The 15346-nt window shown below is 68.7% G+C and carries 13 protein-coding genes; 6 read left to right on the top strand and 7 right to left on the bottom strand.

Annotation, left to right across the window (positions count from 1 at the left end; translation table 11 throughout):
• Nucleotides 1–12: 12 nt before the first annotated feature.
• From FAB82_RS09270 to FAB82_RS09250, 5 genes are all read right to left on the bottom strand, one after another.
• Entirely contained in the window at nt 13–2955 is a 2943-nt protein-coding gene (locus FAB82_RS09270; protein ID WP_136534261.1) for a WD40 repeat domain-containing protein, read from the bottom strand.
• Nucleotides 2952–5828 (bottom strand): M48 family metalloprotease, encoded by a 2877-nt coding sequence (locus FAB82_RS09265; RefSeq protein WP_136534260.1) that lies wholly within the window; start codon nt 5826–5828, stop codon nt 2952–2954. The genes FAB82_RS09270 and FAB82_RS09265 overlap by 4 nt, the downstream gene beginning before the upstream one ends.
• Nucleotides 5829–5834: 6 nt before the next feature.
• Nucleotides 5835–6344 (bottom strand): hypothetical protein, encoded by a 510-nt coding sequence (locus FAB82_RS09260; protein ID WP_136534259.1) that lies wholly within the window; start codon nt 6342–6344, stop codon nt 5835–5837.
• A gap of 227 nt (nt 6345–6571) precedes the next feature.
• Complete coding sequence (locus tag FAB82_RS09255; RefSeq protein WP_136534258.1) at nt 6572–7402, bottom strand: HAD-IIB family hydrolase; 831 nt, start codon at nt 7400–7402, stop codon at nt 6572–6574.
• An 87-nt stretch (nt 7403–7489) separates the two neighbouring features.
• Nucleotides 7490–8341 (bottom strand): HAD family hydrolase, encoded by an 852-nt coding sequence (locus tag FAB82_RS09250; RefSeq protein WP_168801508.1) that lies wholly within the window; start codon nt 8339–8341, stop codon nt 7490–7492.
• 116 nt (nt 8342–8457) lie between these two features.
• On the opposite strand from FAB82_RS09250, the gene FAB82_RS09245 reads away from it, so the two are divergent.
• Nucleotides 8458–8823: a DUF488 domain-containing protein gene (locus FAB82_RS09245; protein ID WP_136534256.1), complete on the top strand. Its 366-nt coding sequence runs from the start codon at nt 8458–8460 to the stop codon at nt 8821–8823.
• A 174-nt stretch (nt 8824–8997) separates the two neighbouring features.
• Here the strand turns inward: FAB82_RS09245 and serS are convergent, their stop codons facing one another.
• A complete protein-coding gene (gene serS, locus FAB82_RS09240; RefSeq protein ID WP_136534255.1) occupies nt 8998–10254 on the bottom strand; it encodes a serine--tRNA ligase in 1257 nt (418 codons plus the stop codon).
• 66 nt (nt 10255–10320) lie between these two features.
• Here serS and FAB82_RS09235 point away from each other — a divergent pair, with 66 nt between their 5' ends.
• The 5 genes from FAB82_RS09235 to FAB82_RS09215 all read left to right on the top strand — a co-directional run bounded on the left by FAB82_RS09235 (nt 10321) and on the right by FAB82_RS09215 (nt 14011).
• Nucleotides 10321–10662 carry a metallopeptidase family protein gene (locus FAB82_RS09235; protein ID WP_136534306.1) on the top strand — a complete coding sequence of 114 codons (342 nt, stop codon included), beginning with the start codon at nt 10321–10323 and terminating at the stop codon, nt 10660–10662.
• 192 nt (nt 10663–10854) lie between these two features.
• Nucleotides 10855–11253 (top strand): TOBE domain-containing protein, encoded by a 399-nt coding sequence (locus tag FAB82_RS09230; protein ID WP_136534254.1) that lies wholly within the window; start codon nt 10855–10857, stop codon nt 11251–11253.
• Between the two features lie 14 nt (nt 11254–11267).
• Complete coding sequence (modA, locus tag FAB82_RS09225; RefSeq protein WP_136534253.1) at nt 11268–12035, top strand: molybdate ABC transporter substrate-binding protein; 768 nt, start codon at nt 11268–11270, stop codon at nt 12033–12035.
• Between the two features lie 6 nt (nt 12036–12041).
• On the top strand, nt 12042–12863 hold the full coding sequence (locus FAB82_RS09220; protein ID WP_136534252.1) for an ABC transporter permease: 822 nt from the start codon (nt 12042–12044) through the stop codon (nt 12861–12863).
• Nucleotides 12864–12907: 44 nt separating this feature from the next.
• A complete protein-coding gene (locus FAB82_RS09215) occupies nt 12908–14011 on the top strand; it encodes an ABC transporter ATP-binding protein (RefSeq protein WP_136534251.1) in 1104 nt (367 codons plus the stop codon).
• Between the two features lie 48 nt (nt 14012–14059).
• On the opposite strand, the gene FAB82_RS09210 is transcribed toward FAB82_RS09215, so the two are convergent.
• Nucleotides 14060–15322: an MFS transporter gene (locus FAB82_RS09210; RefSeq protein WP_136534250.1), complete on the bottom strand. Its 1263-nt coding sequence runs from the start codon at nt 15320–15322 to the stop codon at nt 14060–14062.
• Between the last annotated feature and the right edge of the window lie 24 nt (nt 15323–15346).

The raw sequence follows: 15346 nt of genomic DNA, 5'->3' as shown, positions 1-15346 counted from the left end.
GCAACGGGTTCGCTAACCGCAGGGGTCGATCGATCCGTATTCGAGCTCGGGGAGGTAGGTCTCCCACTCGCCTTCCGTCAGCTCCCGCCCGGCCTGCTCGCACGCCAGCGCGTGAATGTCTCCCCGGAGATAGGAGATGTCGAACTTGGTGACCAGGTCCGACTCCACGAGCGCGACCGTGTTCCCGTCCGGCGATACGCCGAATCCACCAAAGAAGGAGCCGATCGGCAGCGCCGCCAGCCCGGCGCCGATCTCGTAGTCCAAGATCGTGATCCGGGGAGGGCGGTCGTCCTCGTACCGCACGGGATAGTCCTCGACCACCGCCACGTACGGCCGGTCCGCATCGAATGCGATCGAGGAGGAGGAGAATCCGGTGTCGAAGATCGCCGGATCGCTCTCCGGTTCCGCACGGTCCCAGAAGGCGATGCCGTCGCTCGTGGCGGCGGCGATCAGGCTGCCGTCCGGGCTGAATTGCAAGTCATACGGTTGGGAGCCGCTGGGGGCCAGCTCGCCGAGGAGACTGCCGTCCCCGGTGTCCCACAGCTGGGCCCGCCCATCTCCTGCCAGCGTCAGGATCTCGGTCCCCTCGGAATTGAAGCGGAAGAATGACACCGATTGCCCCGCATCGAAACTGATCCTGGTCCTGACCTCGCCCTGCTCCCAATCCCAGAAGACGAGTTCCTGGCCGGCTTCTGCCTCCCCCTCGGCGGGAACCTCCATGACGCCGGCCAACATTGCACCGTCCTCGCTGAACACCACCTGCGAGACCAGCCCGCCCTCCCCGGTCAGGGTGCGGATCGACTCTCCTGATTCCGTATCCCAGAGTTCGACGGTCGCCTCGGTGGATTCGAGAGCTGTGGCGACGACCTTCCCGTCCGGGGTCATCGCGGTCGACATCCCCACGTGTTCGGGGTAGCTCTCGATGGGATCGCCTCCATATTGGAATTCCCAAAGATCGGAGCCGGACTCTCCCACTCCCACTGCGGTTTCCCAGTCGCCGTTGACCCAGATGCTGTTCATGCTCTGTGTCAGCCGGGTCTCGGTGCGCTCGCCGAGCCGGGTCAGGTCCCAGCGCTGCACCCCGTCCGCGACGGCGGCTACCACCGTGCGGCCGTCCGGGCTCACCGCGAGGTCGTGGATGGAACCGGTGTAGGGCAGAATGCCGACTGTCGCGCCGGAGGCGGCGTTCCAGACGCCGAGGCCTCCATCCAAGAACGTGCCGACTACCTGGTTGCCCTTCGCGGTGAATGCCACCGGTTCATAGATGGAATTGAACGAGGTGACCGGTTCCAACTCCTGGCCGCCCGATTCGCCCCAGACGAGGCAATCCAAGTCGCAGATCAGGAAATTGTGCGGCTCATTGCCGGCGATATCGAAGGTGTAGACGCCTGTGACCTCGACCAACTCCGGGTCCAGGTCGATGACCTCGGGTCCCGCCCCGGTCTCGGCGTCGAACTCCAGCAGGCGCCCATCGTCAGAGGAGGACATGATCACGTTCTCACCGTCCGGATCGAACTTGATCCCGGTGGTGGTGCGGACGGCATCGAAGGTGCTGACCTCCTCGAAGGTCCCGGTGTCCCAGACCGTCGCCGGACCGAAGTACCCGGCGGCGGCGAGTTTCGTCCCGAGGGGATCGAAGGCCAGATAGGAGGCATCGTCCGGAAATGGAAGCTCGATGGACTCACCGGTTCGCAGGTCCCACAACATCACCGCTTCGTCGTAACCGCCGACCGCCAGCAGCAGACCGTCCGGGCTGAACTCCAGCGATTCCACCCCCCAATCCATTCGGACATCCAGGAGCACGGATTCCCAGGTCTCGGTGTCCCACAAGGCGACCGAGCCGTCGGACCCAGCGGTGGCGAGCGAGGTCCCGTCCGGGTTGTAGGCGATGGTCGTCGGGGAGGCCTGGTCCCCCGCGGAGAACAGGCCGGTCGCCAGCCGGTTGACGGCCCGGGACATGGCGGCCCAGGCAGCGTCGGTCGGATCGATGCGCCACGCGGCCGCGGCGAGCAGCTGTGCCAGCGGGCCATCGGTCAGGGACACGTCGTTGCTGGCCTCGATCAGACGCTCAGACATGGTCGCATCGCGGTAGTCGTTGTATCTCAATTGACCGGCGATAGTCAGAGCCGAGGTCAGCAGCAGGCACGCGGCGAGGCCGATGAATACGCCGAGCACGACGCCGCGCCTGCGGATCCAGCGCCGCAGCCGTCCGGGGGCCGTCGGCGCCTTGGGATCCGAGGTCGCGGCATCGGTGTCGGACTCCTCGCCGGAGGAGGACGGTTCGTCTCGTTCCGGTTCGGGCCCTTCCCCGTCGGATTCCGAATCTTGGGCGCTTCCACCGGAATCCGGCGTCGGGCCGTCTGCATCGGTCGCTGTAGCGGGTGGTTCCCCGCTCGAAGGCCCCGGCCCGACCGCCGCTTCGAATCCCATACTCTCGAACAGCATCGTCTGGCTGATCAGGCGCCGCGCCGCCCCGAAATCCGAGCCGAGCAGGATGAGCCGATCGATGATCGCCGTCGCCGTGGCGCCGTTGCCTCTCGATACGGCGGCGTCGAGCGCGGCCCCCAGCCCGCCGAGCTTCAACAGCAGATCGACAGCGGCGTCCGCGACACGTTCTCCCCCGTCGCCGCCCAAGGCCGCTGCGAACTCTTCGGCGAAGATCGGTTCTATTTGGGCCGCAGAGGGATCGGCGTCGTCTCCGTGCTGGTTCCGGAACTGCCAGAAGGCTCCCTCCGCGATCTTCCCCAAGGCATATCCGCCGACGGTCCTGATCTCGCTGACCGCTTCCTGCCACGGCCGGTCTGCCAAGACCGGAGCGCAGGCGCCGGCGCACAGCAGGGCGAGCACGGTGGCGCCGTCCGCGTCCCGGAAGGACAGGCTGCGGCGAATGACGAAGGCACGGATACCGGCCCGCATGTCGGGCAGCGGCGGTTCAGGGGGCTTCGGGGGATTCATCCGCTCGTTCCTTCCTGTAGTCGTTCCTCGAATTCGACCAACGCTGCTGAAATGAGTTCGGCGGCCTCGGCAAGTTCGGCCAGCGCCCTGTCGCCCAACGCGCTGTTGCCGGTGTCGATCGCCGTCACGCAGATCGAACCGGCGGTCTCGACCCGGTCGAGTGCCGGTGCCCAGGCCTCCTGGACGGACTCGTCCGGGATGTCGAAGTAGTCGCGGGCGTCGGCCCCAAGCTGGGCTATCTCCTCGCACAGCGGGCGCAAACGGTCCTCGTCAACCACCACCCGCCCGTTTTCGAGCGGTTCCGCGTCCAAGCCCGCGGTCACGACCTCGCCTATCCCTTCGAACGAGGTGAGGAACCTGTCCAGCAGGTCGCTTCCGCCGTACTGATCCCAGGCGAGCAGCTGGAGGGCTTTCACCCGTGGCGTCGCAGGTATCTCCTCGGTACGGAAGATCCCGGAAGTGGGGACTTCCGGGTCCGATGTCGAATACTCCGAACCACTGAGTGTTTCGGCGGTCACGGCGATTCCGACCACCACGATGCACAAGGTCGAAACGGATAGGCGTCGAGCCAATAGCCACCTGCCGCGCGTGGCGGAGGGTCGGGCCGTCGGCACCGGTTCGGCCCGTGTCATGACCGAGCCGACCGCCACGACGACTGTCGCGGCCGCCGCAGCCGCCACCGCCACGCTCGGGAACAGCCAAGACAGGGGAACCCAAATGGCATTGAGCGGCATCGATCCGCAGTCGCTGACGAAGACGCTCGTCGATGTGACGCAGCCGTCCGCTGCCGCCGACCCGAGGATGCCCGCCACTCCGACCGGCAGGGCGAGCAAGGCCGCGACGAGCGCCAAGGGGAAGCGGTGCCTGCCGGTCCGCGCCGTCACGAGGACCGCCGACACCGCCGCGCCCGCGATGAGCGCCGCGGCCGACCACGCAATGTAGATCAGGATCGTCGCATTGGTTTCCTGGGAACCGGATTGTCGGTGCATGGACACGGAGGCCGCGATGATCACCGCCGTGCAGGCCGCTCCTCCGATCATCGCGGCGCTGAGCATGCTCCGCAACCGCGGGAGAGGAGCGTTCACAACGACGTCGCTCTTGCGCTCGATCCACAGCGGATCGGGTGAGTTCGGCTTGGAGAGCCATGCCAGCAGGGGAATGACCAGCAGCGCGACCACCGCTGCCCATGTCAATGGCGAGAGTTGCAGGGAGATGAACGGGATGATGAGTGCCGCGTACACGCTGAGCACCGCCGAAGATCGCCCCGCCTCGATGCCCAGGCCCTGCAGTACGTACTCGAAGGCCCGCTGGGAGTTGAACAGGCCGCCGTTCGCGTAACCGGCTCCGATGGACTGCCACCACTCGATCCAGGCGGCCAGTGCGAGCGCCCCGCCGATCAGGACCAGCAACGCCGGCGCGGTGATGGACCCGGCTCGCCAGACCGAGATCCACATGGCCGCGCACCGCGCGATCCACCAGCAGCCGACGACCGCGGCGGCCACGAGCAGCCCCAACGCCTCCGGGTGAGACGGCAGCCAGTGAAAATCGTAGATGCGCTCGCGCAGCAGTTCCGCGATGACCATGCCGCCGCCCAACCACAGGCCCGCCGAGATCCCCGACGGCTGCACGGACTTCGTCGCGGCCGCGTATACGACCTGGCGCCACAGGGCGATGCCGACCACGCCGGTGATCAGTCCGGCTTGGACTAGGGCGACCAACGCCTCCTTGAGGTTCTGCGGCCACGGCACCGGGGCCAGGGCGGCTTGGACCTGGTCGCCGATCAGAATCGCGGCAATGCCGGTGAGCAGGATGGGAAGCGGTCGGATCGCGAACAGCTTCCGGTTGTCGCCGAGCACCTCCCAGCGTTCCCGCGGGCGCGGGTGAGTGTCCCAGAGTCGCCGCAGGGCGGCACGTACCCGACGGCGATCGCCTTGGGGCCGCGCACCGTCGCGGCCGAGGAGGGTCAGGTCCGCGCCGGAGCGGCGGGCGGCCAGATCGGCATAGTGCTCGCGGTTGCGCAGCACCTCCACGCGCACCAGGTAGATCACGCACGACAGCACGATCGCGAACGACATGTCGCGCGCCAGCAGCATCGCATCCGTCTGAGCGGACACCGAATCGCCGATGAAGCGGAGTCCGTACAATCTCCAAGCGGCGAAGGGGACGAGGACGGTGGCCGCGAACGCCCACCAGAGCGCCACCGTGATGTAGGTGATGGTGGTGTCCCGGTTCCGGATATGGGCGAACTCGTGGAGCATCACCGCCTTGAATGCCTGCGGGTCGACCGCCCGGTGCATCTCGCTGGGAGTTCGGTCCGTCCGGCGCCGGCGCAGCAGGAGTTCGGGCACCAGGACCACCGGTCGGCCGTTGCGGCCGAAGACCAGGGGGTTCTTCCGCAACGGATCGGGATCGACCATGATCTCGGGAAGCTTTTCGAGCCCCGCGAGTTCGTCCAACTCCTTCCGGACGGCGTCCGCGTCCTCGAACTCCGCCAGCGGTCTCAGGTGCCGCCGCCAGGTTATCCATTTTGGAATGAGAAAGAACAGCGCCAGCGCCGCGATCACGGTGACGGCCGGCCACACGGCGCCGAGCCACCACGGCAGTTGCAGCGACCCGCCTTCCTCGCATGCTGTGTAGGACTCAAATTGCGGCAGCAATGCCTGCGAAGCGGACGCGGATGAGAAGTTCTCCGGGTTCCCCCCGGCCGCCAGGAAGCAGCCGAGGCTGTCGGGGCTGTCCGCGTCCTGGACCATGGTCGAGGCCATGCCGACACTTGCGGCGAGGATGAGCACGATCAACTGCACGAATCGCACGGTGGTTCCGGCGACCAGGGTCCGCTCGTCCAGTCGCGAGCGCGAAGGGGTGGCGGTCATCTCGTGCTAATCCGGGTTCGGGCCGCTGCCAAGTTCATCGGGCCCGGAGTGCCGCCGCAGGCTCTCCTTCAGTGCGCCGGTGATCCTGTCGGCATTGTCCGCCTCAAAGCCCTTGCCCAGCAGCGCCTCCCGGACGGCGCCGCACGCGCTCTCGATTTCCTCGGCGGTCAGCGGCGGGACAGTCTCAAGGCGTCTGAGTCTCAGCCATCGCAGCAGTCGGTCCCATAGCGACTGCGCGGTGTTCTCCCCGATCGTCTCCAGGAACTTCGTGAGCACGATCCACACCACCGGTGCCACCAGCGGAATCAGATCCTCGACCCCGAACGCCAACGGCTCGGACCGCTTTGCGCTGCGCTCCAATCGCCGCACCGCCCGGGAGTTGCTCGATCCCTCCATTCGGTCGACGATCGGAGTCTCGTCGGGGGCGACCTCCTCGATCACTTCCCGAACCACTCTGCTGATCGGCGTCCGCGTTGCGGGCAATGGGATTCCAGACTGGAGACTGTCGTCGTTCATCGGGGCTCCAACGCTCTCGGGGGCATGCGCATCCGAGTCGGGCCACGTCGCGGGGCCGTCCGAATCGGCTATTTCAAGGTAGCGGAACCCTGAGACGGATTCAGTGCACAAGGTTCCGATGCCGCCTGCGTATCCGCAGGCTGAGAGGCCGATGGGGCGTCGACCACCGAAGACGTCGAGGTCCGGGCGGTATTGTCGGATTTACGACTCAGCTCCGACTGGAGCCGTCAGGAGAGCAGTTCGAGCACTTCCTCGATGTACTGGGCCAGGCCGTCGTCGTCATTGCCGTCGACGGTGGTCTCGTCGGCGGCGGACTTGACCCACGGGTGGGCGTTGGCCATCGCGACGGCGTGTCCGGCGCGGTGGATCATCGACAGGTCGTTGGTGGCGTCGCCGAAGACGAGCACGTCCTCCCAGCCGATGTCGAACTTGTCGAGCACGACCTGGATGCCGTTCGCCTTGTCCACGCCGACGGGGCAGACTTCGAGCATCCCGACGCCTGATTCGGTGAGGACGACCGAATCGAGGTCGACCAGCTCCATGGCGATCTGCAACAGCTCGGGCCCGTCGATGGCATCGGACTTGAAGAAGCCCTTGACCATCGGTCCGGTGAAGGCGACCTCGCGCGGGGCGGCCTGGGGGACGACGGAGGGCCAGGGCCAGTCGGGCCAGGGATCGCCGGCGATGTGGCGCAGGTTGTCGGCGGGCTCTGCCAGGGCCCGCAGCGGCCCCACCTCGGCCTCGATCAGTTTGAGCGTGTCGTGGAGGATCTCGCCGTCCACGGAGCGGTTCGCCATCTCCACGATGGAGTCGTCGTAGCGGCACTCGTAGACGAAGGCGCCTTGGCCGAGGACGAGGAAGTCGGCCGAGGGGATGTCGTTGCGGCACAGTTCAAGTAGTCGGGGGCCGCGGCCGGTGGCGCCGACCAGGATGACTCCCGAGGCGGCGAGCCGCTTGAGCGCGGACATGCTGCGCGGCGAGACTGACTCGTCCGAGCGCACGAGGGTGCCATCGAGATCCGTGGCGACGAGCCGGGGAGCCTTGGAAAGTCCGATCATGCTTCCTCCTTGGTTTCTCGTTCGTTCCGCCACTGCGAATGGCTTGCCGGGTCGGGCTGTGCCTCAGAGAATCTGTTCCTCAAAGGCTCAGGAGAACCAGCGCGCCAGGACCTTCGCGACGCCGTCCTCCCAAATGGAGGGGGCGACTTCGTCTGCGGCGGCGCGCACTTCGGGTTCGGCCTGTCCCATCGCCACGGCGTGTCCGGCCCAGGCGAACATGGTCAGGTCGTTGTGAGCGTCGCCGAAGACGACGGTGTCGGCCGATGATACGCCGTAGTAGTCCGCGATGCGGGCGACTCCGGTCGCTTTGTTCACTCCCGGGGGACCGACGTCGATCCAGCCGTTGTAGCCGACCTCGACATGGTATTCGGCCGGGTTCAGGGCGGCGGCCTCAGCGAGGCGCATCGCGTTCGGGCAGCGTTTCCCTGCGCCGTAAGGATTGTCGGAGTCGACCCGGGCGACCAGCCTGGGGGCGGGTCGTTCGAGGATTTCGTCGATGCCGATGACGCCGGCCCACTCGGCGTGGAAGTCGCGCTTGAAGCCCTTGGTGTGGCGCCAGCCGTCCAGGTCCCATTCCACCGCGAACTCGACGTCGACGCCGTCGGCGAGGAAGGCCTCGATGGCGGGGCGCGGGTCGACGGTCTCCTGGTGGGAGATCTCCTGCGCGATCAGGTCGTACTCGCCGGCGCCGTGGGAGGCGGAGACGAAGCCGTCGGACAGCTCCAGCGCGCGGGCCCCGTAGAGCGCGCCCCAGATCGGGCGGCCGGTGACGACGGCGACCGGGACCCCCGCGTCGCGGACCGCACGGATCGCCTCGACCACCGCGGCGCTGGGCCGGGTCGCCTGCTCGTAGTGGTAGTCGGCCACGGTGCCGTCGAAGTCGACGGCGACCAGTTTGGGCGGAGTGGTCCGGGGCTGTGACGGGGAGATATCAGACACGCTCCAACCGTAGCCTCGCGAAGGTGAACGGCGGGGGCCCGGGAGGCTGAACTCACGTCGACGTGAAAGCCCGTGAAAATGGGCCGAACCGGGCCGTCGGGGCATACGGTGCCCATATGGCTGACTTCACGATCGAACGCGTCTACGACTACCGCCAGGAAGCGCCCCCGGCCGGGGCGGTGTTCATGGTCGACCGGCTGTGGCCCCGGGGCGTCAGCAAGGAGGACGTGGCCGGAGCCGAATGGCTACCGGACGCGGCGCCGTCGCCCAACCTGCGGATCTGGTTCGGGCACCGGCCCGAACGGTTCGAGGAGTTCGCGCAGCGCTACCGCTCCGAGCTCGACGGACACCCCGAACGGACCGAACCGATCCTGACCGCGGCCGCCGCCGGACCGGTGACGCTGCTGTACGCGGCGAAGGACCCGCGGATCAACCACGCACTGGTCCTCAAGAACTGGTGCGAAGAAAACCTCACATCCTGAGAACCAGAGGGTTTCTCGGCACTGAGGGTTTCTGTCGCAGCCCCATGTCACGGTTTTTGAAGCCGGGGGCCCACAGGTTGGTCGGGTCGCCAAAAGAACCGGAAACGCCCGAAAACGCACGGCCCGCCGACCTTCCGGTCGGCGGGCCGCTTCGCTACGTCCTACTTCGGTGCCCTACTTAGGTTCGATGACTTCCTTGCCCAGGAAGGGCTGGAGGGCCTTCGGGACCGCCACCGAGCCGTCCGGCTGCTGGTGGTTCTCCAGGATCGACACCAGCCAACGCGTGGTCGCGAGCGTGCCGTTGAGGGTCGCGGCGACCGCGTTCCGGCCCTGCTCGTCGCGGTACTTGATGTTCAGGCGCCGGGCCTGGAACGTCGTGCAGTTCGAGGTCGAGGTCAGCTCGCGGTAGCGGCCCTGGCTGGGCACCCACGCCTCGGTGTCGAACTTGCGGGCGGCCGAGGTCCCCAGGTCGCCGGCGGCGACGTCGATGACCCGGTAGGGCAGCTCCATCTTCTTCAGCATCTGCTCCTCATAGGACAGAAGCTTGCGGTGCTCGGCCTCGGCGTCCTCGGGGCGGCAGAACGAGAACATCTCGATCTTGTCGAACTGGTGGACCCGCAGGATCCCCTTCGTGTCCTTGCCGTACGAGCCGGCCTCGCGCCGGAAGCACGACGACCAGGCCGCATAGCGCCGCGGCTCCGAAAGATCACCCAGGTTCTCGCCCGAGTGGTACGAGGCCAGCGGGACCTCGGAGGTGCCGACCAGGTACAGCTCGTCGCGTTCGAGGTAGTAGATCTCGTCGGAGTGCTCGCCGAGGAAACCGGTGCCCTCCATCGCATCCGGGCGCACCAGGACCGGCGGGATCATCGGCGTGAATCCGGTCGCCACGGCCTGCTGGATCGCCAGGTTCAGCATCGCCAGCTGGAGCATCGCCCCGTCGCCGGTGAGGTAGTAGAAGCGCGCGCCCGAGGTCTTCGCGCCGCGCTCGGTGTCGATCAGGCCCAGGGCCGTGCCGATCTCGAGGTGGTCGCGGACGTTCTCGGGGACGGTGGTCTCGCCGACCTCGCGCAGCACGATGAAGTCGTCCTCGCCGCCGGCCGGGGCCTCGCCCGCGACCAGGTTCGGCAGGGCGCGCCCGGCCGCCTCGAACGCGGCGGCCGTGGCGGTCACGCGCGACTCGGCGGTCTTGACCTCCTCGGCGAGGGTCTTGGTGCGCGCCAGCAGTCCCTGCTTCTCGTCGGGGCTCGCCTTCGCGATCTGCTTACCCAGACCCTTCTGCTCGGCGCGGAGGGTCTCGAAGGACTGGAGGGCGCTGCGGTGGTCGGCGTCGGCGGACAGCAGGGCGTCGACGGAGTCCGGGGAGGCGCCGCGTTTGCGCTGGCTGGCGCGATAGGCGTCCGGGTCTTCTCGCAGTGCTCGCAGATCAATCACGCCCACCAGGTTACCGGCCTGCACATCGGCTTCTCAAAGCCATATCGTGGGACTGTGGCGGTAGAGATGGAGCATGCGGACTTCGAGGCGGCGGTGGGGGACGCGCTGGACGCGGTACCCCAGCAGCTGCTGGCGATGCTGGACAACGTGGTGATCCTGGTCGAGGACGAACCGGACGGTCCCGAGAAGGAGCTGCTGGGCCTCTACGAGGGGACGGCCCTGACGGACCGGGGCTGGGAGTACGGCGGGGTCCTGCCGGACACCATCACGATCTACCGGGGGCCGACCCTGCGCATGTGCGCTTCGACCGAGGAGGTCGTGAAGGAGGTCGCGGTGACGGTGGTCCACGAGATCGCCCATCACTTCGGCATCGAGGAGCACCGCCTCCACGAACTCGGCTGGGGATAGGGCGGACATCCGAGGCATCAGCCTTCAAATCGGACCCCTGGGGTCCCCCACTATCAACTATGGCGCCGAGGTACGACATCGTCCGGCGGCCGATGGATCCCGCCGCATTCGCGAATCGAGCGGGGCAACGGTCTTGTAAATCCAAGCGATATTCGTTTACAGAGTCGCATCTGCGAGACTACGATCGATGGTGTGACCATGTTCCGCATCGGCGAGGCCGCCGAGTTGCTCGGGGTCAGTGCCGACACGCTGCGGCGCTGGATCGATGCCGGCCGCCTCACCGCCGCGCGCGACGACCACGGCCAGCGCCTCATCGACGGCGCCGACCTGGCCGCCTTCGCCCGCTCCCGCGCCGCCGAGCCCGACGCGGGCTCCGGCTCCTCCTCGGCCCGGAACCGCTTGCGCGGCATCGTTACCGCCATCGTCAGGGACAAGGTGATGGCGCAGGTCGATCTCCAGGTGGGCCCGTTCCGGGTGGTCTCGCTGATGAGCGCCGAGGCCGTGGACGAGCTCGGCCTCGAGGTCGGCTCGCTCGCCACCGCCGTCGTCAAGTCCACGGCCGTCGTCGTCGAACGCCCCGACCGGACCTGAACCGGAGAGCCCTCATGCGCACCGCCACCGCCCGCACCTCCCTCGCCGCTCTCGGCTGCGCCGCACTCGCCTTGAGCGCCTGCACCGCCGGTGCCGATGCGGACGACGGGGCCTCCCAGACCACGCTCAGCGTCTTCGCCGCCGCCTCCCTCACCGAGTCCTTCGAGGAAATCGGCGCGGATTTCGAGACCGAGCACGAGGGCGTCACCGTCGAGTTCAACTTCGCCGGCAGCTCCACGCTCGCCTCCCAGATCAACCAAGGCGCGCCCGCCGACGTGTTCGCCTCCGCCGACGAGGCCAATATGGACACCGTGGTCGAGTCCGGCAGCGCCGAGAACGCCGAGACCTTCGCGCTCAACCAACTCGTCATCGCCGTCCCCGAGGGCAATCCGGGCGGCGTGACCGGACTCGGTGACCTCCAGGGCCTCAAGGTCGCCGCGTGCGCCCCGGAGGTTCCTTGCGGCACCACCGCTCAGGCCGTCATCGACGCCGCCGGAGGTCAGGTCACCCCGGCCACCTACGAGGCCGATGTCAGGGCCACGCTCGCCAAGCTCACCCTCGGCGAGGTCGACGCCGCGCTGGTCTACCGCACCGACACCCTCGCCGCGGCGGACGAGGTCGACGGCATCGAGTTCGACGAGGCGAGCAAGGCCGTCAACGCCTATCCGATCGCCGCTCTTACGAACGCCCCCAACGCCGACCTCGCCCGCGAGTTCACCGAATACGTGCACTCCGACGCCGCACAGTCGGTCCTCTCGGGCGCCGGCTTCGAGCAGCCCTAGATCGCCATGAGCACAGTCGGGATCCGTACTCGGCCCCGGGCCAGGGCGCGCCGTCGCGTCCCGGCCGCCCTGCTGCTGCCCGCCCTGATCGGTCTGGCATTCCTCACGCTTCCCTTGGTGGGCCTGCTGATCCGCGCGCCCTGGACCGACATGCCCGCGCGCCTGGCCGAGCCCGAAGTACTCGCGGCGCTGCGTCTGTCCCTGGTGACCGCGACGGCCGCGACCGCGCTGAGTCTGGTCCTGGGCGTCCCGATCGCCTGGCTGCTGGCGCGCAGCGACTTCCCCGGACGCCGCGTCGTCCGCGCGCTCATCACCGTCCCGCTGGTGCTCCCGCCCGTGGTCGGCGGCGTCGCGCTGCTGCTCGTGTTCGGCCGCAATGGGATCGTCGGGTCATGGCTCGATGAGACCTTCGGGATCACCATCCCGTTCACCAGCGCCGCGGTCGTTCTCGCCATGACGTTCGTGTCGATGCCGTTCCTCATCGTCTCGGTCGAGGGGGCGCTGCGCGGCGCGAACGAGGGCTACGAGGAGGCCGCGGCGACCCTCGGCGCGGACCGCTGGACCGTGTTCTGGCGGGTGACGCTGCCGATGATCGCTCCCGGCGTCGCCGCCGGCGCGGTCCTGTGCTGGGCCCGGGCGCTCGGGGAGTTCGGTGCCACGATCACCTTCGCGGGCAACTTCCCCGGCCGCACCCAGACCATGCCGCTGGCGGTCTACCTTGCGCTGCAAAGCGACCTGGAGGCGGCGATCGTGCTGAGCCTGATCCTGTTGACCGTCTCGGTGGTCGTCCTGGCCTCCCTGCGCGAGCGCTGGACGGCCGCGCCGTGAACGCCGGGCAGCAGTCTGAGCCGGACCGCCGACCCGGGAGCGAGGTGCGGGAAACGGATTCGGGGACCCCGCCCGGACTCGATACCCACCTGGTGGTCGAACGCGGCGAGTTCCGCCTCGATCTGCGTCTGCGCGTGGCCGCGGGCGAGACCGTCGCCCTCCTGGGGCCCAATGGCGCCGGCAAGTCCACCGCGCTGCGTGCCCTCGCCGGGCTCGAATCGCTCTCGGATGGCTTTGTGGCCCTTGACGGACGCGAGCTCGACCGGGTCGCGAGCCGACGCGGAGGCGAGCCGGGCCGGGCCCAGTGGGTCCCGCCCGAGCGCCGCCGCATCGGCGTCGTCTTCCAGGACTATCTGCTGTTCCCCCACCTGAACGCGCTCGACAATGTGGCCTTCGGCCCCCGTCGGCAGGGCCTGAGGCGCGCCGCCGCCCGCGCCCGCGCCGCCGGGTGGCTCGACCGGGTCGGCCTGGGGGACATGGGGGACCGGCGCCCGAAGCAGCTCTCGGGCGGTCAGGCCCAGCGGGTGGCCCTCGCCAGGGCCCTCGCCACCAATCCGGCGCTGCTGCTGCTGGACGAACCGCTCGCGGCCCTCGACGCCCGCACCCGGCTCGACACCCGCGCCGAACTCCACCGGCACCTCACCGGCCACACTGGAGCGGCCATTGTGGTCACTCATGATCCGGTGGACGCTCTGATGCTCGCGGACCGCCTCGTCGTCATCGAGGACGGACGGGCCGTTCAGGAGGGCGACGCCGAGTCGATCACCGCCCGGCCCCGCACCGACTACGTCGCCCGGCTGGTCGGTCTCAATCTCTACCGAGGCCGCGCCGAAGGGCACCGGGTCGCGCTCGACGGCGACTTGACGTTGACCGTCGCCGATCCGCTCGACGGCCCGGCATTCGCGGCCTTCGCCCCCAGCGCGGTCGCGCTGTTCCTGAAGCGTCCCGACGGCAGCCCTCGGAACACTTGGCGGGCAACGGTATCGGGCATCCACCGCCACGGCGACAATCTGCGCGTCCAGCTCGAGGGCCCGCTCCGCGCCGCCGCCGACGTGACTCCGGCCGCGGTGGCGCAGCTGCGGCTGGAGCCGGGACAGCAGGTGTGGGCGGCCGTGAAGGCCTCGGAGATCCGCGCCTACCCGACCTGAGCCGGGGGGTGATCGGGGCGCCGTTTCCGTGCTGGACAACACCCGATCTCAGGCGACCGGCGCGAGTTCCGGCTGCGCATCGGCCGGGACACCGTCCCGGGGCTCGGCGCGGGCGGCCCGGCGAATGGCGGGGACGCAGGCGGCCGCGATCGCGATCGAGATGAGGCCGACGAGCACGAACGAGAGCTGCACGTCCAGGACCGTCGACATCGCGCCGCCCAGGAAGAACCCGATGAGCTGCGCCGCGTTCAACGGGGCGCTCACACCGGCGTTCGCCTGTCCCCGAAGGGCTTCGGGGACGCGGCGCGCCTCCGCGTTCGCCAGGGCCGCGTTCTCCCCCGCGTTGAACAGGCCGCCGAACAGGTTGAGCGGCACCAGCAGGAACACCGTGAACAGCGGGATGCCCTGCATGAAGGCGACCACGCCGATCCCGGCCAGGCAGATCATCTGCATCCCCGCCAGTTGGGAGTCGCGCTTCAGGCGGGCGATGACGGCGGCGGCGATCCAGGCCCCGCCGGCCATGCCTACCGTCCAGCATGCACGGACGAGGCCGAAGGTGCTCTCGGACGCGTCATAGACCTCGCGGACCAGGAAGACGCTGAGGACATTGACCGCGCAGAGCGCCGCGAGGACGGAGCTCAGTCCGAGGACCATCGTGAGCAGCATCCGGTCGTCGCGCAGTCGCCATGCGGCCGTGGGCGACCGGTGCCTGTCCACTCTCTCGCGACGGGTCCCGCCGCGTCTGGTGCGGATGTCGCAGCACAGCAGGGCCCGCAGCGCGGCGCACCCGGCCGAGATGGCCAGCGCGGCGCCGACGCCGTGGGCGCCGATGATGAAGCCGGCGGCGGCGGGCCCGGCGGCCATGCCGAGCAGGTTTCCGCTGGAGACGAAGGCGACGGCGCGCGGCAGGTCGGCCTCGGTCGCCATGAGCGGGGTGAGCGCTCCGACGGTCGGTTGGAGCAGCGCGGTGCCGCAGGCGTTGAGGACGACCAGGCCGAGGAGCGCGAACAGGTCGTCGGTGAAGGCCATGGCGGCGATGGCCCCGGCCTGGAGGACGCCGCTGAGGACCATGAGGGTGCGGCTGTCGAAGCGGTCGGCGAGGCGCCCGGTGATCGGGGCGAGGACGACCAGGGGGAGGGTGGCGCAGATGATCAGGGAGGCGACGGCGATGCCGCCGTGGCCGGCGGTCTGAAGCCTGAGCAGGAGGGCGAAGTCGGCGGTGAACATGGCGGTGCCTGCGAGGAAGGCGCAGACCGCGGTGGTGTGGATGTCGGACCACCGGGTGCCGTCGAGGAATGATGTGAAAGACATATTTCGAAATTACTCTTTCACATC

It is taken from the genome of Glycomyces buryatensis (assembly GCF_004912275.1).
Classification (GTDB): domain Bacteria; phylum Actinomycetota; class Actinomycetes; order Mycobacteriales; family Micromonosporaceae; genus Glycomyces; species Glycomyces buryatensis.
Note: the sequence above shows the minus strand (reverse complement) of the source record. Positions and strands in the feature narration are given on the sequence as shown.

Bases quoted from the DNA above. Each gene is read 5' to 3' on its own strand.
- FAB82_RS09235 (WP_136534306.1), top strand. From the start codon at position 10,321: ATGGAGCATGCGGACTTCGAGGCGGCGGTGGGGGACGCGCTGGACGCG.
- FAB82_RS09260 (WP_136534259.1), bottom strand. From the start codon at position 6,344: ATGAACGACGACAGTCTCCAGTCTGGAATCCCATTGCCCGCAACGCGG.
- modA (WP_136534253.1), top strand. From the start codon at position 11,268: ATGCGCACCGCCACCGCCCGCACCTCCCTCGCCGCTCTCGGCTGCGCC.
- FAB82_RS09255 (WP_136534258.1), bottom strand. From the start codon at position 7,402: ATGATCGGACTTTCCAAGGCTCCCCGGCTCGTCGCCACGGATCTCGAT.
- FAB82_RS09210 (WP_136534250.1), bottom strand. From the start codon at position 15,322: ATGTCTTTCACATCATTCCTCGACGGCACCCGGTGGTCCGACATCCAC.
- FAB82_RS09270 (WP_136534261.1), bottom strand. From the start codon at position 2,955: ATGAATCCCCCGAAGCCCCCTGAACCGCCGCTGCCCGACATGCGGGCC.
- FAB82_RS09220 (WP_136534252.1), top strand. From the start codon at position 12,042: ATGAGCACAGTCGGGATCCGTACTCGGCCCCGGGCCAGGGCGCGCCGT.
- FAB82_RS09245 (WP_136534256.1), top strand. From the start codon at position 8,458: ATGGCTGACTTCACGATCGAACGCGTCTACGACTACCGCCAGGAAGCG.
- FAB82_RS09265 (WP_136534260.1), bottom strand. From the start codon at position 5,828: ATGACCGCCACCCCTTCGCGCTCGCGACTGGACGAGCGGACCCTGGTC.